The 11,758-nt window shown below is 61.5% G+C and carries 9 protein-coding genes; all 9 read left to right on the forward strand.

Translation table 11 applies throughout. The features are described from left to right. The first annotated feature begins 196 nt into the window (after positions 1 to 196). The 9 genes from GDV60_RS01520 (at position 197) to GDV60_RS01560 (ending at position 11,753) form a co-directional block, all read left to right on the forward strand. Positions 197 to 1,543, forward strand: coding sequence for a TolC family outer membrane protein (locus GDV60_RS01520; RefSeq protein WP_029298771.1), 1,347 nt, complete (start codon positions 197 to 199; stop codon positions 1,541 to 1,543). A 41-nt stretch (positions 1,544 to 1,584) separates the two neighbouring features. Beyond that, complete coding sequence (locus tag GDV60_RS01525) at positions 1,585 to 3,741, forward strand: type I secretion system permease/ATPase (RefSeq protein ID WP_092232573.1); 2,157 nt, start codon at positions 1,585 to 1,587, stop codon at positions 3,739 to 3,741. Beyond that, positions 3,731 to 5,092, forward strand: a complete 1,362-nt coding sequence (locus tag GDV60_RS01530; RefSeq protein ID WP_029298775.1) for an HlyD family type I secretion periplasmic adaptor subunit — start codon at positions 3,731 to 3,733, stop codon at positions 5,090 to 5,092. Before GDV60_RS01525 ends, GDV60_RS01530 begins: the two co-directional genes overlap by 11 nt. Before the next feature lie 234 nt (positions 5,093 to 5,326). Continuing rightward, positions 5,327 to 6,211, forward strand: coding sequence for a TauD/TfdA family dioxygenase (locus GDV60_RS01535; protein ID WP_104911301.1), 885 nt, complete (start codon positions 5,327 to 5,329; stop codon positions 6,209 to 6,211). 14 nt (positions 6,212 to 6,225) lie between these two features. Beyond that, a complete protein-coding gene (locus GDV60_RS01540; protein ID WP_159906046.1) occupies positions 6,226 to 7,251 on the forward strand; it encodes an ABC transporter substrate-binding protein in 1,026 nt (341 codons plus the stop codon). Between the two features lies 1 nt (position 7,252). Further along, positions 7,253 to 8,104, forward strand: a complete 852-nt coding sequence (locus GDV60_RS01545) for an ABC transporter ATP-binding protein (RefSeq protein ID WP_029298781.1) — start codon at positions 7,253 to 7,255, stop codon at positions 8,102 to 8,104. Positions 8,105 to 8,116: 12 nt separating this feature from the next. Then, positions 8,117 to 8,965 carry an ABC transporter permease gene (locus tag GDV60_RS01550; RefSeq protein ID WP_032856477.1) on the forward strand — a complete coding sequence of 283 codons (849 nt, stop codon included), beginning with the start codon at positions 8,117 to 8,119 and terminating at the stop codon, positions 8,963 to 8,965. Positions 8,966 to 9,064: 99 nt separating this feature from the next. Continuing rightward, entirely contained in the window at positions 9,065 to 9,985 is a 921-nt protein-coding gene (locus tag GDV60_RS01555) for a LysR family transcriptional regulator (RefSeq protein WP_092232583.1), read from the forward strand. A gap of 232 nt (positions 9,986 to 10,217) precedes the next feature. Beyond that, the gene (locus GDV60_RS01560; RefSeq protein ID WP_092232585.1) at positions 10,218 to 11,753 is read left to right on the forward strand and encodes an MFS transporter; all 1,536 of its coding nucleotides are present in this window, start codon (positions 10,218 to 10,220) and stop codon (positions 11,751 to 11,753) included. Positions 11,754 to 11,758 lie beyond the last annotated feature (5 nt).

The raw sequence follows: 11,758 nt of genomic DNA on the forward strand, positions 1-11,758 counted from the left end.
TATTGACCTTCTTGGCGCCATCCTAAACAATCGCCTCGCTAATGTCACATTGATATTCATGCGGCGAACCGTCCTACATGTGTGAACCAGTTCCGCTTTTGAACTTTCCGACGTACGGTCATTACGGTAGCCATTTTCTAACGCAGCACAACCAAGTTGCTGTGACTTGAGACAAGAAGTCCTGGGGATTCTTAAAATGCGTTTGCACCTGCTTAAGGCAATACCGTTCGTTCTCGCCGCCAGTTTCGTACAAGCCCAAACCCTGCCCCAGGCCATGCAGCAAGCGCTGGATGTGCACCCTGAGATTCAGGCAGGTGTCAACGCGCGTATCGCGGCTGACTATCAGTTGCGTGCGGCCAAGGGTGGTTACCTGCCCCGTGTCGACTTGAACGCGGGTTATGGCCGTGAAGGCACCGACAGTTCATCCACCCGCGCCCGTGGCGGCCATTGGGACACCCTCAATCGCGGCGAATCGAGCCTGCGCCTGCAGCAAATGGTTTTTGACGGTTTTGCCACCTCCAGTGAAGTAGGGCGTCAACAAGCCACCGTTAACTCCCGCGCTTTTTCGTTGCTTGGCACTTCCGAGCGCACTGCATTGACGGTAGCCCAGGTTTACCTGGACGTCCTGACCCGTCGTGAGTTCGTGCGTCTGGCCGAAGACAACCTGCGTAACCACGAGCGCATCTACGACCAGATCAAACTGCGCACCCAGCGCGGTGTCGGCAGCGGGGCTGACCTGGACCAGGCTGAAGCCCGTTTGGCCCAAGCCCGTAACAACGTGATCACCGAGCAGACCAACCTGGCCGACGCCCAGACCAACTACCTCAGTGCCGTCGGCCAAGAAGCCGATCAGTTGGAGCGTCCGCCCAGCTTCATGGCGCTGCTGCCTGCAGACCTGAATGAAGCGCGTCGCCAGATGCTCGATAACAGCCCGATCCTGCGTTCGGCCGAATCCGACATCGCCGCTGCCGAAAAACAATACGAAGCCGCCAAGTCTTCCTTCTACCCACGTTTCGACGCCGAGTTGGGCCGTAACGCCGACAACAACATCGACGGCGACGCCAGCCACAACAACGGTTGGGAAGCCATGCTGCGCATGCGCTTCAACCTGTACGCCGGTGGCAGCAACAAGGCTGAGCTGGAGTCCAAGTCCTACCAGTCCAACCAGGCCCTGGATATCCGCAACAACGCCTTGCGCCAGTTGAACGAAGAACTGGGCCTGGCCTGGAACGCCATGAACAACGCCAATGCCCAGGTGCCGATTGCCCAGCAATACGTCGACCACAGCAGCAAGGTGCGCGGCGCCTACCAGAAACAATTCAGCCTGGGCGAACGAACTCTGCTTGACTTGCTCGACAGTGAAAACGAGCTGTTCACGGCTTCGCGTCGTTTGGAAGAGATAAAAAACGTTCAGTTATTTACTCAGTACCGAATCAAGGCGACCATGGGCGAGTTGCTCAAGAGCCAGGGAGTGGTCGCACCGATGGCCTCCGTCGTACAGAACGACGTGAAGCCGAAAGTCCAACTGCCTGGGATGAATTGAGCTATTCCTTATAGTCCCATCTGTTAGTTGAGAGAGCCCGCGTGGAATCAGAAGTCAGTCGAGTCCATCTCAGTCATGATCCACGCACATTGCACGACGACCCGTTACTCGACGGGTTGTTGGCTCTCTGCGCCCTGCACCAGAAGCCCGCCAGTGCGGCGATGCTGACCACCGGTCTGCCATTGCCGGCACAGCAACTGACCGCCGACTTGCTGGCCCGGGCTGCGGCCCGCGCCGGTTTGCAAGGGCGGCTGCTGCAACGCAAGCTCGATTCGATCCCCCCGATTGCCATGCCGGCGCTGCTGTTGCTCAAGGATGGCCGTAGTGCCGTGCTGCTCGGCTGGCAGGGTGAGGACGAGGCGCAGGTGTTGCTCAGTGAAAGCGATGGCGGTGAAACCATCGTCAAGCGCCAGGCGTTGGCCGATGACTACACCGGTAAAGTGTTCTTTGCCCAGCCCCAACACAAATTCGATGTCAGCCACGGCACCCTGATCCCCCGGGCCCGCTCCTGGTTTCGTGACACCCTCAAGCGTTCGCGCTGGCTCTACGCCGATGCCATCGCCGCCAGTTTCCTGATCAACCTGATTGCCATGGCAGCGCCGCTGTTCGTGATGAACGTCTACGACCGCGTCGTGCCCAACCAGGCCACCGCCACCCTGTGGGTGCTGGCGACCGGTATTTTCATCGCCTACGTCTTCGACCTGGTCCTCAAGAGCCTGCGCAGCCTGTGCCTGGACCTGGCCGGCAAGAAAACCGACCTGATCATCTCGGCCACGTTGTTCGAGCGGATCGTCGGTATGTCGATGAAGTACCGCCCGGCACGGGTCGGTAGCTTCGCCCAGAACATCCACGAGTTTCAGAGCCTGCGTGATTTCCTCGCCTCCCTGACGCTCACCAGCCTGATCGACTTGCCGTTTACCCTGCTGATATTCATGGTGATCGCGATCCTCGGCGGGCATCTGGTGTGGATCCCCATGCTGGCCTTCCCGATTGCCCTGGGCATCGGCTACCTGCTGCAAAAGCCGCTGGTCGCCACCATGGAACGCACCATGGCCCTGGCCTCCGAGCGTCAGTCGAGCCTGATCGAAACCCTGGCCGGGCTGGATGCGGTCAAGGTCAATAACGCCGAGAGCGAGCGCCAGTACCAGTGGGAACAGACCATTGGCACCCTCAGCCGCCTTGAATTGCGGGTGAAAATGCTCTCTGGGCTGTCGATGAACATCACCCTGCTGATCCAGCAATTGGCGGGTGTGATCATGATTGTCTTCGGGGTCTACCAGATCATCGACGGCCACCTCAGCATGGGCGGCCTGATTGCCTGCTACATGCTCAGTGGCCGCGCCCTCAGCCCGCTGGCGTCGCTGTCGGGCCTGATGACCCGCTACCAGCAAGCCAAGGTCACCATGGTCTCCACCGACCAGATGATGGAGTTGCCCCAAGAGCGCAACTTCGAAGAACGCCCTTTGAGCCGCCGTACCCTGCAGGGCGCCATCGAGTGCCGGGGCCTGAATTTCACGTACCCCAACCAGCAGAACATGGCGCTCAAGAACATCAACCTGGTGATCAAGCCCGGCGAGAAGATCGGCATCATCGGGCGCAGCGGCTCGGGTAAAAGCTCCCTGGCCAAACTGATCGTGGGCCTCTACCAGCCCGACTCCGGCGCCTTGCTGGTGGACGGCGTGGACATTCGCCAGATCGACGTCAGCGAACTGCGCCACAACGTCGGCTATGTGCCCCAGGACATCCAACTGCTGGCCGGTACCCTGCGCGACAACCTGGTCTCCGGCGCCCGTTACGTTGAAGACGAAGTGGTACTGCAAGCCGCTGAGCTGGCGGGCGTCCACGAATTTGCCCGCTTGCATCCACAAGGCTACGAGCTGCAAGTGGGCGAGCGCGGCCAGAACCTCTCTGGCGGCCAGCGACAAAACGTCGCCCTGGCCCGCGCCCTGTTGCTCAACCCGCCTATCCTGCTGCTGGACGAACCGACCAGCGCCATGGACAACACCGGTGAAGAACGCTTGAAACAGCGCCTGCAAGCCGTTGTGGAAAACAAGACCGTGGTGCTGGTGACGCACCGTGCGTCGCTGTTGTCCCTGGTGGACCGTTTGTTGGTCATCGACCGTGGGCAAATCCTTGCCGATGGCCCGAAAGCCGTAGTGATGGAAGCGTTGAAGAAGGGGCAGATCAGTGTTGCGTAAATTCAAGGACGCGGTCCGTCGCTATTTCATTGGTTCCGATTCGCTGGATGGCCAGCCACTGCCAGAGGTCAAGAAGGCCCTGATCGAAGATGCCCCGCGTGTGGTGCGGTTGACCATCTGGGGGATCATCGGGTTTTTCCTGTGCATGCTGCTGTGGGCCGGTTTTGCCAAGGTCGACGAAGTGACGCGCGGTGATGGCAAGGCTATTCCATCCTCCAAGTTGCAGAAAATCCAGAACCTTGAGGGCGGCATCGTCGCCGAGCTGTACGTCAAGGAAGGGCAGATCGTCGAGGCTGGCGCGCCGCTGATCCGCCTGGACGACACACGCTTTGTCTCCAACGCCGGTGAAACCGAGGCCCAGCGCCTGTCGCTGTTACTGCGCATCGAGCGCTTGAACGCCCAGGTCGAAGACCGCCCATTAAACATCCCTGAAGACGTGCGTGCCGCTGCGCCCACCCAGGCCATCAACGAGCAGTCGCTGTATGAAAGCCGGCGCCAGCAGTTCAAGGATGAAATCGGCGGTTTGCAGGAACAACTGACCCAGCGCCAGCAGGAGATGCGCGAATACACCTCCAAGCAAGGCCAGTACCGTAACCAACTGTCGTTGCAGCGCCAGGAAATCAACATGTCCGAACCCCTGGTCGCCCAGGGTGCGGTGTCGCCGGTGGAAGTGCTGCGCCTCAAGCGCGCAGAGATGGAAACCCGTGGGCAACTGGACGCCACCACCCTGGCCATCCCCCGCGCCGACTCGGCGATCAAGGAAGTACAGCGCAAAATCGACGAAACTCGTGGTAAATACCGCAGTGAAGCGCTGACCGAACTCAACGAGGCACGTACTGACCTGAACAAGGCCCAGGCCACCGGCAAAGCTCTCGAAGACCGCGTGAGCCGGACCCTGGTCACCTCGCCGGTGCGCGGGATCGTCAAGCAACTGTTGGTCAATACCATTGGCGGCGTGATCCAGCCGGGCAGCGACATGGTTGAAATCGTGCCGTTGGATGACACCTTGCTGGTAGAAGCCAAGATCCGCCCGCAAGACATCGCCTTCCTGCACCCGGGGCAAGAAGCCGTGGTCAAGTTCACCGCCTACGACTACACCATTTACGGCGGCCTCAAGGCCAAGCTGGAGCGCATCGGTGCCGACACCATCACCGATGAAGACAAGAAAACCACCTACTACATGATCACCTTGCGCACCGACCGCAGCCACCTGGGCACCGATGAGAAGCCACTGATCATCATCCCCGGCATGGTCGCCTCGGTCGACATCATCACCGGCAAGAAGACCATCCTCAGCTACCTGCTCAAGCCCATCATCAAGGCCCGGGCCGAGTCGCTGCAGGAGCGTTGATTTTCAGAGTCTTGGCGGGCCTCTTCGCGAGCAAGCCCGCTCCCACATTCGACCGATTTCCAACATAGGAATGCGGTCGAATGTGGGAGCGGGCTTGCTCGCGAAGGGGCCCTCAACCCCACCCTATCCCCCGCCCCCTGCCGCAAAAAGGCCATATCGTTATTCTCTAACGGTATTTAAATTCCAATTCTTATATCTATAAAGTCACTCTCCTGACTGCCAGGGAGTGATCACATGTCCACCGCCACAGCCGCCTTACCCACCGCCCAAACCTTCGACATCCGCCCATTCCCCGGCAGCGTAGGCGCCGAGATCATTGGCCTGGATCTGTCGCGCCCGGTCGACGACCAGGACTTCGCCCGCATCCACCGTGCGCACCTGGACCACCATGTGGTGGTGTTCCGCGACCAGCGCATTACCCCCGAGCAACAGATCGCCTTCAGTCGCCGCTTCGGCGTGTTGCAGATCCATGTGCTCAAACAGTTCCTGCTGGCCAACCACCCGGAAATCCTCATCGTTTCCAACATCATCGAAAACGGCCAGTCCATCGGCCTGGGCGACGCGGGCAAATTCTGGCACTCGGACCTGTCATACAAGGAACTGCCGAGCCTGGGCTCGATGCTCCACGCCCAGGAACTGCCGTCCGAAGGCGGCGACACGCTGTTTGCCGACATGCACAAAGCCTGGGACCAGTTGCCCGAGCATCTGCGCAAGGCCGTGGAAGGTCGCAGCGCAGCGCATTCGTACACCGCGCGCTACAGCGAAACCAAATTCGAAGGCAACTGGCGCCCGACCCTGACCCCCGAACAACTGGCCCAGGTCGCCGAAGTGGTGCACCCGGTGGTGCGTACCCACCCGGAAAACGGGCGCCAGGCGCTGTTCGTCAGCGAAGGCTTCACCACCCGTATCGTCGGCCTGCCCGAAGACGAAAGCCGCGACCTGCTGGCCCAACTCTTCGCCCACAGCATCCACCCGCACAACATCTACCGCCACAGCTGGCAGCCCCACGACCTGGTGTTCTGGGACAACCGCTCGCTGATCCACCTGGCCGCCGGTTGCCCCAGCCACCTGCGTCGCAAACTGTTTCGCACCACCATCCAGGGCGACGCCCCCTTCTGATTCGGAGCATGACCATGTCCAGGAAAATCCCCTTTGCACGATTGGCCGCCACCGTTGGCCTTGGCGTCAGCCTGTTGGCCGGGAGTCTGGTTGCTCCCGCCGTCGCCCATGCCGAAGGCGAGATTCGCATTGCCGAGCAGTTCGGCATCGTTTACTTGCTGCTCAATGTGGTGCGCGACCAGAACCTGATCGAAAAATACGGCAAGCAGGAAGGTATCGACATCAAGGTCGACTGGACCCAATTGTCCGGAGGCGCGGCGGTCAATGACGCGCTGCTGTCTGGCTCCATCGACATTGCCGGCGCCGGTGTCGGCCCGCTGCTGACCATCTGGGACCGCACCCACGGCAAGCAGAACGTCAAGGCCGTGGCTTCCCTGGGCAACTTCCCTTACTACCTGGTCAGCAACAACCCCAAGGTCAAGACCATCGCCGACTTCACCGAAAAAGACCGCATCGCGGTACCGGCCGTGGGGGTTTCCGTGCAGTCGCGGTTCCTGCAATACGCGGCGGCCAAGCAATGGGGCGACAAGGAATTCAATCGCCTGGATAAATACACCATCGCCGTCCCGCACCCGGACGCCACGGCTGCGCTGATCGCCGGCGGTACCGAGCTGACCGGGCACTTCTCCAACCCGCCGTTCCAGGACCAGGCCCTGGCCAACCCGAACGTGCATGTGGTGCTCAACACCTATGACCTGTTGGGGCCGAACTCACCGACCGTGCTGTTCGCCACCGAGAAGTTTCGCAACGACAACCCGAAAACCTACAAGGCCTTTATCGACGCACTGACCGAGGCCGCGCAGTTTGCGCAGAACGACAAGGGCGCCGCTGCCGACACCTACATTCGCGTGACCAAGGCCAAGATCGACCGTGCCGCGCTGCTGAAAATCATCGACAACCCGCAATTCGAATTCAGCGTCACCCCGAAAAACACCTACCCGCTGGCCGAGTTCCTCTACCGCGTGGGCGCGATCAAGAACAAACCCGAGTCGTGGAAGGATTACTTCTTCCAGGATGCCAAGCCGCTGCAAGGGAGCTGAGATGAACGCACCCTTGCAGGGCCACACGGCCAGCAACCTGAACACCACTGAGGCGCTGCTCTCGGTGGATCACGTCAGCCTTGAATACCGCACGCCCGAACGGGTAGTGCGGGCCACCCACCAGGTCAGTTTCGAGATCGATCCGGCCGACCGTTTTGTACTGCTGGGGCCTTCGGGCTGCGGCAAGTCCACGCTGCTCAAGGCGGTAGCCGGTTTTATCAAACCCTGCGAAGGCGAAATTCGCCTGGTAGGGCAGAAGGTCGAGCAGCCGGGCCCGGATCGCATCGTGGTGTTCCAGGAGTTCGACCAGTTGCCGCCGTGGAAAACCGTCAAGCAGAACGTGATGTTCCCGCTGCTGGCGTCCAAGACCCTCAAGCGTCGCGAGGCCGAAGAACGGGCGTTGTACTACCTCGACAAGGTCGGCTTGAGCGCCTTTGCCGACGCCTATCCCCACACCCTGTCCGGTGGCATGAAGGCTCGCGTTGCGATTGCCCGGGCATTGGCCATGCAGCCGAAAATCCTGCTGATGGACGAACCGTTCGCCGCCCTCGACGCCCTGACCCGGCGCAAGATGCAAGAGGAGTTGCTGCTGCTGTGGGAAGAGGTGCGTTTTACCTTGCTGTTCGTCACCCACTCCATCGAAGAAGCCTTGGTGGTGGGTAACCGCATCCTGTTGCTGTCGCCCCATCCAGGGCGTGTGCGCGCCGAAATCCACAGCCATCAATATGACCTGCACAGCCTTGGCGGTGTGGAGTTCCAGGCGTCGGCGCGGCGTATTCATCGCCTGTTGTTCGATGAAACGCCCGAGGCAGAAACCGAGTTGGATTTCGCCGATATCCGCATCGCTTATTGAAGGACTGTGCCCATGCGCCAGGAATATGAAATCACCCTGCAACCGCTGCCCGGCGTGCCCGTGGAGCGTGCCTTACCCCTGCGCCAGCGCCTGTGGCAACAAGGCTGGTTGCGCAAAGGCTTGATCCTGATCGTGCTGGCGCTCCTCTGGGAAGCAGCGGCGCGCTATCAGAACAACGACCTGCTGCTGCCCAGTTTCCTGCAGACCTTCCACGCCTTCTACGACGGCATTGCCAGTGGCGAGCTGTTGGGTAAGGTCAGTATCTCGCTGGTGGTGCTGCTCAAGGGCTACCTGATCGGGATTGTCCTGGCATTCGCCCTGACCACGTTGGCGGTTTCGACCCAGATGGGCCGTGACCTGCTGAGCACCCTGACTTCGATGTTCAACCCGCTGCCGGCGATTGCCCTGCTGCCATTGGCGTTGCTGTGGTTTGGCCTGGGGCAGAACAGCCTGATTTTTGTGTTGGTGCACTCGGTGCTGTGGGCCCTGGCACTCAACACTTACTCGGGGTTTATGGGCGTGTCGGAAACCCTGCGCATGGCCGGTCGCAACTACGGCCTCAAGGGCATGCGCTTTGTGCTGTTTATCCTGATTCCGGCGGCGTTGCCGTCGATCCTCGCCGGGCTGAAGATTGGCTGGGCCTTTGCCTGGCGCACGCTGATCGCCGCCGAACTGGTGTTCGGCGCGACCAGCGGCAAGGGTGGCTTGGGCTGGTACATCTTCCAGAACCGCAACGAGCTGTACACCGACAAGGTCTTCGCGGGGCTGGCGGTGGTGATCCTTATCGGCCTGCTCGTAGAGAACCTGGTGTTCGACACCCTGGAACGCGTCACCGTGAAGCGCTGGGGCATGCAGCGATAAACCCTTGCGGGGGCCAGGAGCCCCTCGCCACCGGGCAGTGCCGGTAAAGCCTGCTACGATTGCGTGCGCTGTACTCCAAACCCATCATGAGTGCTTGGCATGCAATTACCGGATATGAACCTGTTGGTGGCCCTCGACGCTTTGCTCGACGAGGGCAGCGTGGTGGGCGCCGCGCGGCGGATGAATCTCAGCCCGGCCGCCATGAGCCGAACCCTGACGCGCATCCGCGAAGCGGTGGGCGATCCGATCCTGGTGCGCGCCGGGCGCGGCCTGGTGCCTACGCCCAAGGCCCTGGAGTTGCAAGGCCAGGTACGCAATGTGGTGGAGCAGGCGGCGTTGTTGTTTCGTTCGGCGGATGAAGTCGACCTGAGCACCTTGCGCCGGCGCTTCAGCGTGCGCGCCAATGACTTTTTTGTCGGCGTGTATGGCGGGCGGTTGTTCGACACCATGGAGCGGATGGCACCCCATTGCGAGCTGCGGTTCGTCCCCGAAGGCGACAGCGACGACGAAGCCCTGCGCGAAGGGCGCCTGGACTTGCGCGTCGGCAACACCATGCCGATCACCCCGGAAGTGAAGGTGCAGAACCTGTTCTCCACCACCTTCGTCGGCCTGGCCCGCGAAGGCCACCCGCTGTTCGACGAAGAAATCACCGCCGCGCGCTTTGCCAGCTACTCCCATATCAGCATTTCCCGGCGCGGTATTGCCCGTGGGCCGATCGACACCGCCCTCAATGCCCAGGGCCTGGAACGCCGGGTGGCGATGATCGCGCCGGGGTTTCACGGCGCGATGTTCATGCTGCCCGACTCCGACCTGATCCTGCCGGTGCCCAAGGAAGCGCTGTACAGCGCCAATCGCCTGAAACTGCCGCTGCGCGCATTCACCTTGCCGATCTCCCTGCCGACCCTGGTGCTGACCCAGGCCTGGCACCCGCGTTTCGACAAAGACCCGGCGCACAAATGGCTGCGTGAAACCATGCGCGAAAGCTGCGCGGCCACCTGGCGCGAAGCCCAGCCCACCTGACAACTTCGATCCAAATGTGTGGAGCTAGCCTAGCTTGTGTGGGAGCTGGCTTGCCTGCGATAGGGGTGTGTCAGCTAAGGCATCTGTCACTGATACACCGCTATCGCAGGCAAGCCAGCTCCCACATTCGATCATTGCGTGTGGCGCAGTTATAACCTTCCCATAAGTCAGTTTTCGTCATGTCTAAGCCTTATTAAACTGCTCGGGTATTCTATTTCCGAGTTGTACCTTCATGACTTCCCTCGCTGCCCCCGCTCCCTTGGCTGCAGCCAAACCCGCCGCCGTCAGCCCGCCTGTGTTTGGCCCGCGGATCATCATCGGCCTGGTCGGCGTGCTGCTGGCGGTTCTGGTTTCGGGCCTGAACGAAATGGTGACCAAGGTTGCCCTCGCCGATATCCGCGGTGCGCTGTACATCGGGTTTGACGAAGGCACCTGGCTGGTTGCCGCCTACACGGCTACCTCCGTCTCGGCCATGGCCTTTGCGCCGTGGTGTTCGGTGACGTTTTCGCTGCGCCGTTTCACCCTGTGGGCCATCGGCCTGTTTACCCTGCTGGGGGTGCTGTGCCCCCTGGCACCGAACTACGAAAGCCTGCTGCTGCTGCGTACCGTGCAAGGCCTGGCCGGTGGCGCTCTACCGCCGATGCTGATGACCGTGGCCCTGCGTTTTTTGCCGGCCAACGTCAAACTCTACGGCCTGGCCGGCTACGCCCTGACCGCCACCTTCGGCCCCAGCCTCGGCACACCGCTGGCGGCGCTGTGGACCGAATATGTCGGTTGGCAGTGGGCGTTCTGGCAGATCGTCGCGCCGTGCCTGCTGGCGATGGCCGCCGTGGCCTACGGCCTGCCCCAGGATCCGTTGCGCCTGGAGCGCCTCAAGCAATTCAACTGGCGCGGCCTGCTGCTGGGGTTCCCGGCGATCTGCATGCTGGTGATCGGCATCTTGCAGGGCAATCGTCTGGACTGGTTCGAGTCGCCGCTGATCACCACGCTGCTGGTGGGCGGGGTGCTGTTGCTGGTGCTGTTCATGATCAATGAATGGTCACACCCGATGCCGTTCTTCAAGTTGCAGATGCTCGGCCTGCGCAACCTGTCGTTTGCCTTGATCGTGCTGGCCGGGGTGCTGGTGGTGCTGCAGGCGGTGATCATCCTGCCGTCCAGTTACCTGGCGCAGGTGCAGGGCTATCGGCCGCTGCAGACCGCGCCGGTAATGCTGGTCATGGCCCTGCCACAGTTGATCGCCCTGCCGCTGGTAGCGGCCCTGTGCAACCTGCGCTGGGTGGATTGCCGCTGGGTACTGGGGATTGGCCTGGGCATGCTGACCCTCTCGTGTATCGGTGGCGCGCAACTGACCTCGGCGTGGATCCGGGACGAGTTCTACGTGCTGCAACTGCTGCAGATTTTCGGGCAGCCGATGGCGGTGTTGCCGCTGTTGATGCTGTCCACCGGCAGCATCGTGCCCACCGACGGGCCGTTCGCCTCGGCCTGGTTCAACACGGTCAAGGGCCTGGCCGCCGTGGTCGCCACCGGCGTGATCGAGGTACTGACCACCCACCGCCTGCATTTCCACTCGACCATGTTGGTGGACGCCCTGGGCAACTCGCCCCTGGCCGACGGCGATGCCACGGGCCTGGCCCATCGGCTGCACCAGCAGGCCGTGGTGCTGACGTCTTCGGATCTCTATTACGTCATGGCCGGTGTCGCGGTGGCGTTGATCCTGCTGATTTTCTGGATGCCGACGCGGATTTTCCCGCCGCGCGCACCCGCCTGATTGTT

This window comes from Pseudomonas sp. DTU12.1, from assembly GCF_009873475.1.
Lineage (GTDB): Bacteria > Pseudomonadota > Gammaproteobacteria > Pseudomonadales > Pseudomonadaceae > Aquipseudomonas > Aquipseudomonas proteolytica.

Excerpts from the sequence above, each read along its gene's own strand:
- GDV60_RS01520 (WP_029298771.1), top strand. The coding sequence starts at position 197 with ATGCGTTTGCACCTGCTTAAGGCAATACCGTTCGTTCTCGCCGCCAGT.
- GDV60_RS01535 (WP_104911301.1), top strand. The coding sequence starts at position 5,327 with ATGTCCACCGCCACAGCCGCCTTACCCACCGCCCAAACCTTCGACATC.
- GDV60_RS01540 (WP_159906046.1), top strand. The coding sequence starts at position 6,226 with ATGTCCAGGAAAATCCCCTTTGCACGATTGGCCGCCACCGTTGGCCTT.
- GDV60_RS01545 (WP_029298781.1), top strand. The coding sequence starts at position 7,253 with ATGAACGCACCCTTGCAGGGCCACACGGCCAGCAACCTGAACACCACT.
- GDV60_RS01550 (WP_032856477.1), top strand. The coding sequence starts at position 8,117 with ATGCGCCAGGAATATGAAATCACCCTGCAACCGCTGCCCGGCGTGCCC.
- GDV60_RS01555 (WP_092232583.1), top strand. The coding sequence starts at position 9,065 with ATGCAATTACCGGATATGAACCTGTTGGTGGCCCTCGACGCTTTGCTC.
- GDV60_RS01560 (WP_092232585.1), top strand. The coding sequence starts at position 10,218 with ATGACTTCCCTCGCTGCCCCCGCTCCCTTGGCTGCAGCCAAACCCGCC.